Raw genomic sequence first — 14,159 nt, 5'->3', positions numbered from 1 at the left:
CGCGTACCGATAATGCCCTCTTCGTAGTCGATCCATGCCTCGGGATCCGGATCGACCTGGCTGACCTCACGACGGGTCTGAGAATTGCGCGCCGCGTGCCGTTCGTCAAGGCCCCCTGCTCCGTGCGGATCATCACCGCGCCCGGCGGCAGGGCAACGAAGATCACCATACTCCTCAACGACGACAGGGCAAGTCAGGCACTTCGGGTGCGCCGAAGGGCGACCACCCTTGTGGGTGATCGCCCTTCGTCAGAGGCCGTCAGGCGGCCTCGGAGGTGTTACTTGACCTCGACGGCCGCACCGGCAGCCTTGAGGGCCTCGGCGGCCTTGTCAGCGGCCTCCTTGTTGACCTTCTCGAGGACCGGCTTCGGGGTGCCGTCGACGAGGTCCTTGGCCTCCTTCAGGCCCAGGGAGGTCAGCTCACGCACGACCTTGATGACCTGGATCTTCTTGTCGCCGGCGCCGGTGAGGATGACGTCGAACTCGTCCTTCTCCTCGACGGCCTCGGCGGCACCGCCGGCGGCACCACCGGCGACGACGACCGGGGCGGCCGCGGCAGCGGTGACGTCGAACTTCTCCTCGAAGGCCTTCACGAACTCGGCGAGCTCGATGAGGGTCATCTCCTCGAACTGGGCCAGCAGGTCGTCCTGAGACAGCTTCGCCATGATGGGCGATCCTTCCACTAATTCGGCTGGTGCCGAGATGTATCGAAAGGCGGGCGTAACGGCCCGCTACGACCCGCGCACTAGGTGGCGCGGATCAATGCGCGAGCCGAATTACTCGGCACCGCCCTGCTCGGCCTGCTTGGCGCGCAGCGCGTCCACGGTGCGGACGAGCTTCGTCGGCAGCGCCTGGAAGAGCGAGGCAGCCTGAGACTGCTTGCCCTTGAGCGCGCCGGCCAGCTTGCTGAGCAGAACCTCGCGGGACTCGAGGTCCGCAAGCTTCTTGATGTCGTCAGCGGAGAGAGCCTTACCATCAAGGACACCGGCCTTGATGATCAGGTTCGGGTTCTCCTTGGCGAAGTCACGCAGAGCCTTCGCCGACTCCACCGGGTCACCGGTGACGAAGGCGACCGCCGTCGGACCGTTGAAGTGGTCGTCGAGCGCGGTGATCCCAGCCTCGTTGGCCGCAATCTTGGTCAGCGTGTTCTTCACCACGGCGTACTGGGCGTTCTCACCGAGGGAACGGCGCAGCGTCTTGAGCTGCGCCACGGTGAGACCCCGGTACTCGGTCAGCACGGCGGCGTTGGAGCTCTGGAACGCGTCCGTGAGCTCGGCCACCGATGCAGCCTTGTTGGGCGTCGGCATAATGCGTCAGCCTCCTTCCGGGTGATGAGGACCGCTCAGAAGGGGCCGAACAAAACAAAGCGCCCCGGCGCAGGCGCACGGGGCGTAGCTCTACCGGGAAGGGAATCCCGGGAACTTTCCACAGTCACCTGCGCGGGTCGCCCGCTTTCAGCGGATCCTTCGGCCACCGCCCCTTGCGGGCACGGCAACGACCAGCGGTCTTTGGCTTCTGTGGAACTGTACGTGAGGGCCCTCCGCGAAAGCAAATCCCGCCGGAACGGCCCAGGGGGCCCGCGGGGGCCGGCCGGGAATGCAGCGGGCCCCGCACCTCCCGGAGGGAGCTGCGGGGCCCGTACGTGCCACTCAGCGAGCCGTTGGGGCTCAGACCGCGGCCGGGTCCTCCTCGACGAGGAGGTTGCGGGTGCGGTTCGGGTCCAGCTGGATGCCGGGGCCCATGGTGGTGGCCAGGGCGGCCTTCTTCAGGTAGCGGCCCTTCGCGGCGGACGGCTTCAGACGGAGGATCTCCTCCAGGGCCGCGCCGTAGTTCTCGACCAGCTGCTCATCGGAGAAGGAGACCTTGCCGATGATGAAGTGCAGGTTCGAGTGCTTGTCGACGCGGAACTCGATCTTGCCGCCCTTGATGTCGGTGACGGCCTTGGCCACGTCCATCGTCACGGTGCCGGTCTTCGGGTTCGGCATCAGACCACGCGGACCGAGCACGCGGCCGAGGCGGCCGACCTTGCCCATGAGGTCCGGGGTGGCGACAACCGCGTCGAACTCGTTCAGGCGGTTGCCCTTGGCGATCTCGTCGATCAGCTCGTCGTTGCCGACGATGTCGGCGCCGGCGGCTTCCGCGGCCGCAGCACGGTCACCGGTCGCGAAGACCAGGACCCGGGCGGTCTTACCGGTGCCGTGCGGGAGGTTCACGGTGCCACGGACCATCTGGTCGGCCTTGCGCGGGTCGACACCCAGGCGGAAGGCAACCTCGACGGTCGCGTCGAACTTGACGGACGAGGTCTCCTTGGCGAGACGGACGGCCTCGAGCGGGGCGTACAGCTTCTCCCGGTCGATCTTGGCGTCCGCAGCGCGGAGAGTCTTGCTGCGCTTCACTTCTGCTCCTGTTGTTCTCTGCTTCAGGTGTGGAGTCGTGGTGCGGGCCAGCGCTTGGCCCTACCACTGGTACTGCTGGGGGGCTGAACTCAGCCCTCGACGGTGATGCCCATGGAGCGGGCGGTGCCGGCGATGATCTTCTCGGCGGCGTCGAGGTCGTTGGCGTTCAGGTCGGGCATCTTGGTGGTGGCGATGTCCCGGACCTGGTCGCGCGTCAGCTTGGCGACCTTGGTCTTGTGGGGCTCGCCGGAGCCCTTGTCCACACCCGCGGCCTTGAGGATCAGCTTGGCGGCCGGCGGAGTCTTGGTGACGAAGGTGAAGGAACGGTCCTCGTAGACCGTGATCTCCACCGGCACGACCATGCCACGCTGCGACTCGGTCGCGGCGTTGTAGGCCTTGCAGAACTCCATGATGTTGACGCCGTGCTGACCCAGCGCGGGGCCGACCGGCGGGGCCGGGTTGGCCGCACCGGCATTGATCTGGAGCTTGATAAGCCCCGTGACCTTCTTCTTCTTGGGAGGCATTGCTCTCTCCGGGTCCTAGTGAGAGTTTTCCAGCCTCCAGCCGGTCATCCGGATGGAGGCATACCGCACCACGATAGCGGGTATGGGTGCGGGGCTTAAAACCGAGCAGGTCAGACCGCCCCCAGTGGGGCGGTCCGACCTGTTCGGAGAGCTGTGGGCCAGAAGATCAGTTCTTCTGGATCTGGTCGAAGCTGAGCTCGACCGGGGTCTCGCGGCCGAAGATCTCGACGAGGCCCTTGACCTTCTTCGAGTCCGGGTTGATCTCGTTGATGGTCGCCTGCAGCGTCGCGAACGGGCCGTCGGTGACGGTGACCGAGTCGCCGACCTCGAAGTCCAGCACCTGGATCTCGCGCTTGACGGCGGGGGCGGGCAGGCCGGCCTCCTCCGCGGCGGCCTTGGCGGCCTTCTCCTTGGCCTCGGGGGCGAGCATCTTGACGATCTCGTCGAGGGTCAGCGGGTACGGGTCGTACGCGTTGCCGACGAAGCCGGTGACACCGGGGGTGTTGCGGACGACGCCCCAGGACTCGTTCGTCAGGTCCATCCGGACGAGCACGTAGCCGGGCAGCTTGTTCTGCCGGACGTTCTTCCGCTCGCCGTTCTTGATCTGGACGATCTCTTCCTCGGGCACTTCGGCCTGGTAGATGAACTCCTCGACGTTGAGCGAGACGGCGCGCTGCTCCAGGTTGGCCTTCACGCGCTTCTCGTAGCCCGCGTAGGTGTGGATCACGTACCACTCGCCGGGGAGGAGGCGGAGCTCCTCGCGCAGGGCCTCGACCGGGTCGACCGGCTCGGCCGGCTCGGCCGGCTCCTCGGGGGCTTCCTCGGCGGCCTCGGCCTCGGGGGCCTCGGCCTCGGGGGCCTCGGTCTCCTCCGCCTCGTCGGCGTCCTCGTCGTCGGCGTCGGCGTCGACGTCCTCATCGGCGTCGACATCGTCGGCGTCGGCGTCGGCGTCCACGTCCGCCTCGTCCTCGACGTGCAGGGCGGCTTCCTCGGCGGGCTCGCCGGCCTCGATGTCGGCGGCCTCGACCTCGTCGGGGTCCACAGCATCCGCCGCCTCGACGATGTCGAGCTGGTCCTCGACGGACTCGACGGAGTCGTTGCTCGCGTTCAGGTTCGGGTCAGACACGGGTGCGGCTTCTTCCTGGATACAAAAATGGGCGGAACATGCGAAAACGGGCGGCACCCATCAAGGCGCCGCCCTCCGCGGGGATCAGCCGAAGACGAACTTGATGGCTTCCTGGAACCCATAGTCAATCACGGTCACCAGACCGATCATGATGAGCACGAAGACAATCACCACGGTGGTGTACGTCGTCAGCTGGCTGCGAGTCGGCCACACGACCTTGCGGAGCTCCGCCACGACCTGGCGGTAGAAAAGCGCGAGGCGGCCGAGGGGGCCCTTCTTTCCGCGCTTGCCGCCCTTACGGGCCTTCTTCTCGCGGGTCTCATCCTCGGCATCAGGCATGTCGATGGAGCCCAGGGCGTCCGTCACGTCTCTCACCTGAATCCGGGTCATGGCCGTGCCGCGCCCGGTTGAGCCGCACGGCGGTGCATCGAAGTACGTACCTGCGCACACATCCGGCGAGGGAGTGTGGAGCAGGGCCGGAGGGACTCGAACCCCCAACCGCTGGTTTTGGAGACCAGTGCTCTACCAATTGAGCTACGACCCTTTGCGTCCCCCAACCTACCGCATCCGAGCGGGTGCAGGGTGTGCACGCGTTCCGGGCGGCTGGTGAGGTCCAACGACAGGTGAGTGTACGTGTTCCGAGGCGTGACGTCGAACAGCATTGATCCGGACGCTTTCCGGCCCCGCCGCGTCCGGTCCCTGGAACCGCGTGCGGGGCCGGTTTTGTGTCTGGGACGATGGGCCGCATGACCTCTGCAACGCCTTCCTCCGAGCGCCGCGTCTCCGCCCGTATCGGCGCCATCTCCGAGTCCGCCACCCTCGCCGTGGACGCCAAGGCCAAGGCCCTCAAGGCCGCCGGACGCCCGGTCATCGGCTTCGGTGCCGGCGAGCCCGACTTCCCGACGCCCGGCTACATCGTCGAGGCGGCGGTCGAGGCCTGCCGCGACCCGAAGTTCCACCGCTACACGCCGGCCGGCGGCCTGCCGGAGCTGAAGAAGGCCATCGCCGAGAAGACGCTGCGCGACTCCGGTTACCGCGTCGACCCGTCGCAGGTGCTGGTGACCAACGGCGGCAAGCAGGCGATCTACAACGCCTTCGCGGCGATCCTGGACCCGGGTGACGAGGTCATCGTCCCGGCCCCGTACTGGACCACCTACCCGGAGTCGATCCGCCTCGCGGGCGGCGTCCCGGTCGAGGTCGTGGCCGACGAGACCACGGGCTACCGGGTGTCCGTCGAGCAGCTGGAGGCCGCGCGCACCGAGCGCACCAAGGTCGTCCTGTTCGTCTCCCCGTCCAACCCGACGGGCGCGGTCTACAGCGAGGAGGACGCGAAGGCGATCGGCGAGTGGGCCGCCGAGCACGGCCTGTGGGTGCTGACCGACGAGATCTACGAGCACCTGGTCTACGGCGACGCGAAGTTCACCTCGCTGCCGGTGCTGGTGCCGGCGCTCGCCGACAAGTGCGTCATCGTCAACGGCGTGGCCAAGACGTACGCCATGACCGGCTGGCGCGTCGGGTGGGTCATCGGCCCGCAGGACGTGATCAAGGCCGCGACCAACCTGCAGTCGCACGCCACGTCCAACGTGTCCAACGTGGCCCAGGTGGCCGCCATCGCGGCGGTCTCGGGTGACCTGGACGCGGTCGCGGAGATGCGGAAGGCCTTCGACCGCCGCCGCCAGACCATGGTGCGGATGCTCAACGAGATCGACGGCGTGGTCTGCCCGACCCCCGAGGGCGCGTTCTACGCGTACCCGTCGGTCAAGGGCCTGCTGGGCAAGGAGATCCGTGGCAAGCGCCCGCAGAGCTCCGCGGAGCTCGCCTCGCTGATCCTGGACGAGGCCGAGGTGGCCGTCGTCCCGGGTGAGGCCTTCGGCACCCCGGGCTACCTGCGCCTCTCGTACGCCCTGGGCGACGAGGACCTGGTGGAGGGCGTCTCCCGGATCCAGAAGCTGCTGGCCGAGGCCAAGGCGTAACGGTGTTCCCGCGAAGCGGCGCCACCCCGGCGGGGTGGCGCCGCTTCGGCGTTGTGCGGCGGCGCCGTCCGGGGGGTCTGGAATTCGTGTTCGGGCAAGCTCCCGTTCAGGGAATCGGGCTGCCGAACGGGTGAGGATGCGGCAGGATCACCGGATGGAGCACGTACGCGATCTCACGCTTCTGCCGAAAGCCCACCTGCACCTGCACTTCACCGGGTCGATGCGGCCGTCGACCCTGCTGGAGCTCGCCGACAAGTACGGCGTGCGCCTGCCCGACGCGCTGACCGGCGTCGAACCGCCGAAGCTCCGCGCCACCGACGAGCGCGGGTGGTTCCGCTTCCAGCGGCTGTACGACGCGGCGCGGTCCTGTCTGCGGGAGCCGGACGACATCCGGAGGCTGGTCCGCGAGGCCGCGGAGGAGGATGTCCGGGACGGCGGCGGCTGGCTGGAGATCCAGGTCGACCCCACCTCCTACGCGCCCCACCTGGGCGGTCTGATCCCGGCGGTCGAGGTGATCCTCGACGCGGTGGATTCCGCTTCCCGGGACACCGGCCTCGGGATCCGGGTCCTGATCGCCGCCAACCGGATGAAGCACCCCCTGGACGCCCGCACCCTGGCCCGGCTGGCGGTGCGGTACGCCGGCCGCGGGATCGTCGGGTTCGGGCTCTCCAACGACGAGCGCCGCGGTATGGCCCGTGACTTCGACCGGGCCTTCGCCATCGCCCGTGAGGGCGGTCTGCTGGCCGCTCCGCACGGCGGCGAGCTGACCGGCCCGTCCTCCGTCCGGGACTGCCTGGACGACCTGCACGCGTCCCGGATCGGGCACGGGGTGCGGGCGGCCGAGGACCCGCGGCTGCTCGAGCGGCTCGCCGACCGGCAGGTGACCTGCGAGGTGTGCCCGGCGTCCAACGTGGCGCTGGGGGTCTACGAGCGGCCGGAGGACGTGCCGCTGCGGACCCTGTTCGAGGCGGGGGTGCCGATGGCGCTGGGCGCGGACGACCCGCTGCTGTTCGGGGCGCGGCTGGCGGACCAGTACGAGATCGCCCGCAGGTACCACGGGTTCACGGACGCGGAGCTGGCGGAGCTGGCCCGGCAGTCGGTGCGGGGTTCGGCCGCGCCGGAGGAGGTGCAGGCGAAGCTGCTGACCGGGATCGACCACTGGCTCAGCGGGTGAGCCGCAGGTCGCCCTCCCAGCAGTCGGCCCGTACCCGGTCGCCGTCGGTGAAGCCGACCTCCAGGAGGGTGCGGCCGGTGAGCGGGTCGGCGAATTCGGCGACCGTGGCGACGGTGTCGCCGAGGTGGCGCAGGAAGGGGTGCTCGCCGAGGTCCTCGCCGACCTCGATGCGGCCCCACTCCCCCATGTCGTACGGCTGGTGGGGGTCGGCGCACTCGACGATCAGGCACCAGTCGGAGCCGGTGCTGATCCGGGTGGAGTCGCCCTCGCTGTCGATGAGCCAGACGTCGAGGGGGGCCTCGGAGCGTTCGCCGTCGTGGACGTGCCAGGACGCGACGATTCTGCTGATCGAGCGTCCCACCAGACGGGTGGGGTCCGTACCGGCCCCGTGCAGGGGGCAGTGCATCCGTCGGGGGTCCCTCAGATGGTGACGCCGACCGTCACGGGCTCGTTGACGAGGGTGACGCCGAAGGCGGCGTGGACGCCCGCGACGACCTCGCGGGCCAGGGCGACCAGGTCCTCGGTGGTGGCGGCGCCGCGGTTGGTGAGGGCGAGGGTGTGCTTGGTGGAGATCCTGGCGGGGCCGGTGCCGTAGCCCTTGGTGAAGCCGGCCTTGTCGATCAGCCAGGCCGCGCTGGTCTTCGTACGGCCGTCGCCGGCGGGGTAGGCGGGCGGGACGGTGTCGGCGCCGAGGCGTTCCTGGACGCGGGCGAGGAAGGCGGCGTAGTCCTCGTCGGTCAGGATCGGGTTGGTGAAGAAGGAGCCGGCGGACCAGGTGTCGTGGTCGGCGGGGTCGAGGACCATGCCCTTGCCGGCGCGGAGGGCCAGGACGGTCTCGCGGGCCTTGGCGGCGGGGACGCGGTCGCCGGGGCCGACGCCGAGGGCCCGGGCGGTCTCGGCGTACCGGATGGGTGCGGAGAGGCCGCCGGCGTCCTCGAGGGCGAAGCGGACGCGGAGGACGACGTACCGGTCGGGCTGGTCCTTGAAGGTGCTGTGGCGGTAGGAGAAGGCGCACTCGGCGTTGGTGAGGGTGACCGTTTCGCCGAGGTGGCGGTCGTAGGCCACGACCTCGGTGATGGTGCTGGAGACCTCCTGGCCGTACGCGCCGACGTTCTGGATGGGGGTGGCGCCGGCGGAGCCGGGGATTCCGGCGAGGCATTCGATGCCGGCGAGGCCCGCTTCGACGGTGCGGGCGACGGCGTCGCTCCAGTTCTCGCCGGCGGCGAGCTCCAGGGTGCCGCCGTCGAGGGTGAAGCCGGTGGTGGCGATGCGCAGGGCGGTGCCGTCGAAGCCGCGGTCGCCGATGACCAGGTTGCTGCCGCCTCCGATGACGAGGAGGGGGGTGCCGGACTCGTCCGCGGCGCGGACGGCGGCGACGACCTCGGCGTCGGTGGTCGCGGTGACCAGGCGGGTGGCCGGGCCGCCGAGACGGAAGGTGGTCAGCGGGGCGAGGGGGGCGTCGTGGAGTTCCTGCACGTGGACAAGAGTACGGTCCGTGGCCCCGGCATCCCGGTGGGGCCACGGACCGCGGGTCGTCGCGGGTCGTCGCGGGTCGTCAGGCGAGCTGCACGACGGCCCGGGACATGCCGAGGACCTTCTGTCCGGCGCTGGTCGCCGTCAGGTCGACGCGCACCCGGTTGTCGTCGAGCAGGGCCGCGACCTTGGCGCTGACCTCGATGAGCGCGCCCTGGTCGTCGTTCGGGACCACGACCGGCTTGGTGAAGCGGACGCCGTACTCGACGACCGCGCCGGGGTCGCCGGCCCAGTCGGTGACCACGCGGACGGCCTCGGCCATGGTGAACATGCCGTGTGCGATGACGTCCGGCAGCCCGACCTCCTTGGCGAACCGCTCGTTCCAGTGGATCGGGTTGAAGTCCCCGGAGGCGCCGGCGTACTGGACGAGGGTGGCGCGCGTCACGGGGAAGGACTGGGCCGGCAGCTCGGTGCCGACCTCGACGTCCGCGAAACGGATCTGTGCGGTCATCTCAGGCCTCCTCGGCGGCGCGGGCGACGAGCTTCGTCCACGCCGTCACCACGTGCTCACCGGTCTCGTCGTGCACTTCGCCACGGATGTCGAGGATGTCGTTGCCCGCGAGGGACTTGATCGCCTCGATGGTGGAGGTGACGGACAGCCGGTCGCCGGCGCGGACCGGGCGCGAGTAGGCGAACTTCTGGTCGCCGTGGACGACGCGGCTGTAGTCCAGGCCCAGCTGCGGGTCCGCGATGACCTGGCCGGCGGCCTTGAAGGTGATGGCGAACACGAAGGTCGGCGGGGCGATCACGTCGAGGTGGCCGAGGGCCTTGGCGGCGTCGGGGTCCGTGTACGCGGGGTTGGCGTCGCCGACGGCTTCGGCGAATTCACGGATCTTCTCCCGCCCGACCTCGTACGGGTCGGTGGGCGGATAGGTCCGCCCCACGAAGGACTGGTCGAGCGCCATGGCTCACTACCTCCAGTTGAGAACGTCGGCAACGACGCGGGGAACGCTGGGAACGCTGGGAAGGCGTGCGATTCGGCGGAAACGACACGAGGCCGCCCCCCGGAAAGGGGACGACCTCATGACGTTGCCTTGGTGCGGGACCGCGCTAGTGACTAGCGGGTCTCGCGGTGCGCGGTGTGCGAGTTGCAGCGCGGGCAGTGCTTCTTCATCTCAAGACGGTCCGGGTTGTTGCGCCGGTTCTTCTTGGTGATGTAGTTCCGCTCCTTGCACTCCACGCAGGCCAGCGTGATCTTCGGGCGGACGTCGGTGGCAGCCACGTGAGTGCTCCTTGACGGACGGATGGACGGATGAACGCATAAAGAGTAGCCGACCGGGAGACCGACCCCACAATCGGCTACTGTGTGTAGCGGCGACCGGACTTGAACCGGTGACACAGCGATTATGAGCCGCTTGCTCTACCGACTGAGCTACGCCGCTTTGATGTGATCCACTCCCCACCCGAGGGCGGGGAGCCTCTCACACCAGAGCCCCAATACGGAATCGAACCGTAGACCTTCTCCTTACCATGGAGACGCTCTACCGACTGAGCTATTGGGGCGAGCAGGGAAGACATTACACGGCCTCCCGCCGATCGCCCAAATCCGTTATCGCGGGGCCTCCAGGGGCGCGAGCCGTGCACGCGCCGGACCCGCCCCGGGCCCGCCCCGGGCCCGGCCTCGGCCGCCGACCACGGGGCCACACCGGTACGACTATTGCCCTCTTCCGTGAAGCTGGCAGGCTCGCGCCCTAGGCTCTGAGCACGCTGGGTGATCTTGGCCGTGGCACGGGCGGTTCCCCGGCCGGTGGCCGCACCCAGGACCGCCCGAGCCACCGCAGGAGCGCCATGCCCGACAGCCACCCACACGGCCACGGCGCCGCGCACGGATCGGCCGCCGAGTCCCAGGCTCTGCTCCTCGCCGGGGCCCGGCTCACCGACGGCCGGACCGTGGACGTCCGGCTCAGCGGAGGCCGGATCCAGGCCGTGGGCACCGCCGGCAGCCTGCCGTCCCCGGCCCCCTCCCGGATCGACCTCAGCGGCTACCTCCTGCTGCCCGCACCCGCCGAACCGCACGCCCACGGCGACACCGCGCTGACCGCCGAGGCCCCGGGGCCGGTCTCCTACACCGCCGACGAGGTGCAGCGCCGGGCCACCGAAGCGGCCCTGCTCCAGCTCGGCCACGGCGCGACCGCCGTCCGCTCGCACGTCCGGATCGGCGACGTGCACGGGCTGGCCCCGATCGAGGCGGTGCTCCAGGCCCGCCGCTCGCTGCGCGGGCTGGCCGACCTCACCGCCGTGGCCGTGCCCCGGCTGCTGACCGGCGCGGCCGGGGCCGACGGGCTGGCCATGCTCCGGGACGCCGTCAAGATGGGCGCCTCCGTGGTCGGCGGCTGCCCCGACCTCGACCCCGACCCCACCGGTTTCACCGAGGCCGTGCTGGAGCTCGCGGCCGAGCACGGCTGCCCGGTGGACCTGCACACCGACGGCGACGACCCCGCCCGGCTCGCCCGGCTGGCGGCGATGGCCGGCGGCCTGCGCCCCGGCGTCACCATCGGGCCGTGCGGAGGGCTGTCCCGCCTCCCCCTGGACGTCGCCACCCGGGCCGCCGACCGGCTGGCGGCGGCCGGGGTGCAGGTGACCTGCCTGCCGCAGGGCGACTGCGCGGCCCTGGAACGCCGGGGCCTGCGCACCGCCCCGGTCCGGCTGCTGCGCGCCGCGGGGGTGCGGGTGGCGGCGGGCAGCGGCGCGCTGCGGGACGCCGGCAACCCGGTGGGCCGCGGGGACCCGCTGGAGGCGGCGTACCTGCTCGCCTCGCAGAGCGGGCTGCGGCCCGCCGAGGCCTACGACGCGGTCAGCGCGGCGGCCCGGTCGGCGATGGGCCTGCCGGAGATCAAGGTGGAGGCCGGGTTCCCGGCGGAGCTGCTCGCCGTGCGCGGGGAGGCGATCGCCGGGGTGCTGTCGCTGGCCTACAGCCGGATCGTGATCCACCGCGGGCGGGTGGTGGCGCGGACCAGCGCGGTGCGGGAGTACTGCGACTCGGCGGTGGCGGTGGCCCTGGACCTGCCCCGGCAGGGCCGTATGGAGCCAGGGCCCTGAGTCTTCCCGGGCGCGGCCGCGCGTCTCGTCGTACGGTCGGGGCATGCGGATCGTCATCGCGGGTGGACACGGTCGGATCGCGCTGCGGCTGGAGCGGCTGCTCTCGACGCGCGGCTACGAGGTCGCGGGCATCATCCGGGACCGGACCCAGGGTGACGACCTGAGGGAGGCCGGGGCCGAACCGGTGCTGTGCGACCTGGAGTCGGCCTCGGTGGAAGGGGTCGCGGCGGTCCTCCAGGGCGCGGACGCGGCGGTGTTCGCGGCGGGAGCCGGACCTGGCAGCGGCGCGGCCCGCAAGGACACGGTGGACCGGGGTGCGGCCGTGCTGTTCGCCGATGCGGCCGAACGGGCTCGGGTGCGGCGGTTCCTGATGGTGTCTTCGATGGGCGCGGACGCCCGTCACACCGGCGACGAGGTCTTCGACGCCTACCTGCGCGCCAAGGGCGAGGCGGACGACCACCTGCGGACCCGGCTGGGGCTGGAGTGGACGGTCCTGCGGCCGGGCGCCCTGACGGACGAGCCCGGCACCGGCCGGGTGCGGCTGGAGGCCTCCACCGGGCGGGGGCCGGTGCCGCGCGAGGACGTGGCGGCGGTGCTGGCCGAGCTGCTGGAGACCCCGGCCACGGCCGGCCTCACCCTGGAGCTGGTCTCGGGCACGGTCCCGGTGGACGTCGCGGTCAAGGACGTCGCGGGCAACTAGTCTTGCCCGGGCCGGACTTCACGATGCGCCTGTCAGAAGTCCACCTGCACGTCGTCGTCGGAGCGTCCGACCGAGTCCTGCAGGAACTGGTCCTGGTAGGCGCGCCGGATGCGTTCGATGCGTACGTCGCGCGCGTCGGATTCCTTCTCCGGGTACAGCAGGATCAGCTCGTACGAGGCCTCGCGGACCACTTTGCCGTCCGCCCCGCGCCACTGGCCGTAGCCCTCCTGGAGGGTGAGCCCCTCCGGGAAGCCGGGGGTCACCTCGCGGTCGAGGAAGCGCATGAACTCGGCCTTGCCGACCGTGCCGCCCCCGTCCCGCTGGGCCCCGAAGTAGAGCCGGGTCTCGACGTACGGCTCACCGGTGTCGTGCTCCAGGGCGGCGCCCACCAGCGCCGGCACCCCGGCCACGATCAGGGCGGCGAGCACCCCGCCGCCGACCTTGCCACGTGCCTCTGTAGTCCATTTCACGCACGGACAACGACACGTCCGGCCCGACGATGCGGCCCCCCACTCCGACGGCCCACGGCCGGACCCCGACTCGCGCGGCACTCGCGCGTGACTCGTCGCGGCAGACCGGGCCGGCACACCAAGCAGAACGGCCCCTAATCGCGTTTCCGCAGATCAGGGGCCGTTCTTCCAGTGTGGCGGCGCCAGGATTCGAACCTGGGTAGGCTAAGCCGACGGATTTACAGTCCGCTCCCATTGGCCACTCGGGCACACCGCCATGGGATGTCGCCCCGGAGGCCGCTTTTCGGCGGTGCTCCCTGGCAACGACGTAAACGATACCCGATGCTCGGGGGTGCTTCGCCACCGGATTGATCAGCGCCTGAGGACGGCGCGGTGGCTAGGCTTTGCCGAGCGGGTCGGGGACGTCCGGTCCGCTCTCCAAGAGCACATCGCAGCCGACATCAAGGAGCCACAGCACATGGCCGACTCCAGTTTCGACATCGTCTCGAAGGTCGAGCGGCAGGAGGTCGACAACGCCCTCAACCAGGCCGCCAAGGAGCTCTCCCAGCGGTACGACTTCAAGGGGACCGGCGCCACGATCGCCTGGTCCGGCGAGAAGATCCTGATGGAGGCGAACTCCGAGGAGCGGGTCAAGGCCGTCCTCGACGTCTTCGAGACCAAGCTGGTGAAGCGCGGGATCTCGCTGAAGGCACTGGACGCCGGTGAGCCGCAGCTGTCCGGCAAGGAGTACAAGATCTTCGCCACCATCCAGGAGGGCATCTCCCAGGAGAACGCCAAGAAGGTCGCGAAGATCATCCGCGATGAGGGCCCCAAGGGCGTCAAGCCGCAGGTGCAGGGCGACGAGCTGCGGGTCAGCTCCAAGAGCCGCGACGACCTCCAGGCCGTGCAGCAGCTCCTCAAGGGCAAGGACCTGGACTTCGCCATCCAGTTCGTGAACTACCGGTAGTCAGGTCCCGGCGCGCTCGGCAGGGCGCAACGGGGGCACGTCGCCGAGGTCCGCCTCGACGGCTGCCCGCGTTGTGTCCTGTGGCGCCGGGAAAAGCCCTGGCACCGCGGCGGGCGGGCTTCCTATGATCACCGCAAGCGGGGTCGTAGCACAGAGGTAGTGCGCCTACACAGCATGGAGGAGGACGCCGGTTCGAATCCGGCCGCCCCGCCCTCATTCCTCCGGCCTGCCGTCGAGAGCTCCGGCAGAGCCGCATCCTGCCGTCGGCGTGGTCCTGGA

At 70.3% G+C, this 14,159-nt stretch carries 17 protein-coding genes and 5 tRNA genes; 6 read left to right on the top strand and 16 right to left on the bottom strand.

Annotation, left to right across the window (positions count from 1 at the left end):
- Nucleotides 1-277: 277 nt before the first annotated feature.
- The 7 genes from rplL to ACFY61_RS12945 all read right to left on the bottom strand — a co-directional run bounded on the left by rplL (nt 278) and on the right by ACFY61_RS12945 (nt 4,589).
- The gene (gene rplL, locus ACFY61_RS12975; protein WP_389470770.1) at nt 278-664 is read right to left on the bottom strand and encodes a 50S ribosomal protein L7/L12; all 387 of its coding nucleotides are present in this window, start codon (nt 662-664) and stop codon (nt 278-280) included.
- A gap of 111 nt (nt 665-775) precedes the next feature.
- Nucleotides 776-1,306 carry a 50S ribosomal protein L10 gene (rplJ, locus tag ACFY61_RS12970; protein ID WP_389470769.1) on the bottom strand — a complete coding sequence of 177 codons (531 nt, stop codon included), beginning with the start codon at nt 1,304-1,306 and terminating at the stop codon, nt 776-778.
- Between the two features lie 360 nt (nt 1,307-1,666).
- Entirely contained in the window at nt 1,667-2,395 is a 729-nt protein-coding gene (gene rplA, locus ACFY61_RS12965) for a 50S ribosomal protein L1 (RefSeq protein WP_389470766.1), read from the bottom strand.
- 89 nt (nt 2,396-2,484) lie between these two features.
- Nucleotides 2,485-2,919 carry a 50S ribosomal protein L11 gene (gene rplK, locus ACFY61_RS12960; RefSeq protein ID WP_389470763.1) on the bottom strand — a complete coding sequence of 145 codons (435 nt, stop codon included), beginning with the start codon at nt 2,917-2,919 and terminating at the stop codon, nt 2,485-2,487.
- A 166-nt stretch (nt 2,920-3,085) separates the two neighbouring features.
- Entirely contained in the window at nt 3,086-4,045 is a 960-nt protein-coding gene (nusG, locus tag ACFY61_RS12955) for a transcription termination/antitermination protein NusG (RefSeq protein ID WP_389470760.1), read from the bottom strand.
- 84 nt (nt 4,046-4,129) lie between these two features.
- Nucleotides 4,130-4,411, bottom strand: a complete 282-nt coding sequence (gene secE, locus ACFY61_RS12950; protein ID WP_150212225.1) for a preprotein translocase subunit SecE — start codon at nt 4,409-4,411, stop codon at nt 4,130-4,132.
- Nucleotides 4,412-4,516: 105 nt separating this feature from the next.
- Nucleotides 4,517-4,589 (bottom strand) — tRNA-Trp (locus ACFY61_RS12945).
- A 202-nt stretch (nt 4,590-4,791) separates the two neighbouring features.
- Here ACFY61_RS12945 and ACFY61_RS12940 point away from each other — a divergent pair.
- Both ACFY61_RS12940 and ACFY61_RS12935 read left to right on the top strand, forming a co-directional pair.
- Nucleotides 4,792-6,018, top strand: a complete 1,227-nt coding sequence (locus tag ACFY61_RS12940) for a pyridoxal phosphate-dependent aminotransferase (RefSeq protein WP_389470758.1) — start codon at nt 4,792-4,794, stop codon at nt 6,016-6,018.
- 154 nt (nt 6,019-6,172) lie between these two features.
- Nucleotides 6,173-7,192: an adenosine deaminase gene (locus ACFY61_RS12935; RefSeq protein ID WP_389470756.1), complete on the top strand. Its 1,020-nt coding sequence runs from the start codon at nt 6,173-6,175 to the stop codon at nt 7,190-7,192.
- Here ACFY61_RS12935 and ACFY61_RS12930 read toward each other — a convergent pair.
- From ACFY61_RS12930 to ACFY61_RS12900, 7 genes are all read right to left on the bottom strand, one after another.
- A complete protein-coding gene (locus ACFY61_RS12930; RefSeq protein ID WP_389470754.1) occupies nt 7,182-7,598 on the bottom strand; it encodes a hypothetical protein in 417 nt (138 codons plus the stop codon). The genes ACFY61_RS12935 and ACFY61_RS12930 overlap by 11 nt on opposite strands.
- A 14-nt stretch (nt 7,599-7,612) precedes the next feature.
- A complete protein-coding gene (locus ACFY61_RS12925) occupies nt 7,613-8,668 on the bottom strand; it encodes a UDP-N-acetylmuramate dehydrogenase (protein ID WP_389470751.1) in 1,056 nt (351 codons plus the stop codon).
- Nucleotides 8,669-8,747: 79 nt separating this feature from the next.
- The gene (locus ACFY61_RS12920) at nt 8,748-9,176 is read right to left on the bottom strand and encodes a MaoC family dehydratase (protein ID WP_389470748.1); all 429 of its coding nucleotides are present in this window, start codon (nt 9,174-9,176) and stop codon (nt 8,748-8,750) included.
- A 1-nt stretch (nt 9,177) separates the two neighbouring features.
- Complete coding sequence (locus ACFY61_RS12915) at nt 9,178-9,630, bottom strand: MaoC family dehydratase N-terminal domain-containing protein (protein WP_389470745.1); 453 nt, start codon at nt 9,628-9,630, stop codon at nt 9,178-9,180.
- A 152-nt stretch (nt 9,631-9,782) separates the two neighbouring features.
- Nucleotides 9,783-9,947 carry a 50S ribosomal protein L33 gene (gene rpmG, locus ACFY61_RS12910; RefSeq protein WP_003956487.1) on the bottom strand — a complete coding sequence of 55 codons (165 nt, stop codon included), beginning with the start codon at nt 9,945-9,947 and terminating at the stop codon, nt 9,783-9,785.
- Between the two features lie 87 nt (nt 9,948-10,034).
- Nucleotides 10,035-10,107: transfer RNA gene (locus ACFY61_RS12905), tRNA-Met, on the bottom strand.
- A gap of 48 nt (nt 10,108-10,155) precedes the next feature.
- Nucleotides 10,156-10,228: transfer RNA gene (locus ACFY61_RS12900), tRNA-Thr, on the bottom strand.
- 285 nt (nt 10,229-10,513) lie between these two features.
- Here ACFY61_RS12900 and ACFY61_RS12895 point away from each other — a divergent pair.
- Both ACFY61_RS12895 and ACFY61_RS12890 read left to right on the top strand, forming a co-directional pair.
- Nucleotides 10,514-11,764, top strand: a complete 1,251-nt coding sequence (locus tag ACFY61_RS12895) for an amidohydrolase family protein (RefSeq protein WP_389470742.1) — start codon at nt 10,514-10,516, stop codon at nt 11,762-11,764.
- Between the two features lie 43 nt (nt 11,765-11,807).
- Nucleotides 11,808-12,464, top strand: coding sequence for an SDR family oxidoreductase (locus tag ACFY61_RS12890; RefSeq protein WP_389470740.1), 657 nt, complete (start codon nt 11,808-11,810; stop codon nt 12,462-12,464).
- A gap of 32 nt (nt 12,465-12,496) precedes the next feature.
- Here the strand turns inward: ACFY61_RS12890 and ACFY61_RS12885 are convergent, their stop codons facing one another.
- Entirely contained in the window at nt 12,497-12,934 is a 438-nt protein-coding gene (locus ACFY61_RS12885) for a DUF3574 domain-containing protein (protein WP_389470738.1), read from the bottom strand.
- 174 nt (nt 12,935-13,108) lie between these two features.
- Nucleotides 13,109-13,190: transfer RNA gene (locus ACFY61_RS12880), tRNA-Tyr, on the bottom strand.
- Nucleotides 13,191-13,391: 201 nt separating this feature from the next.
- Between ACFY61_RS12880 and ACFY61_RS12875 the strand changes: the two genes are divergently transcribed.
- Nucleotides 13,392-13,880 (top strand): YajQ family cyclic di-GMP-binding protein, encoded by a 489-nt coding sequence (locus ACFY61_RS12875; protein WP_389470735.1) that lies wholly within the window; start codon nt 13,392-13,394, stop codon nt 13,878-13,880.
- Between the two features lie 137 nt (nt 13,881-14,017).
- A tRNA-Ala gene (locus tag ACFY61_RS12870) sits at nt 14,018-14,092 on the top strand.
- Nucleotides 14,093-14,159: the final 67 nt, after the last annotated feature.

The organism is Streptomyces sp. NPDC012888 (assembly GCF_042900645.1).
Classification (GTDB): Bacteria; Actinomycetota; Actinomycetes; order Streptomycetales; family Streptomycetaceae; genus Streptomyces.
This window is presented reverse-complemented; position numbering and strand designations above follow the sequence as displayed.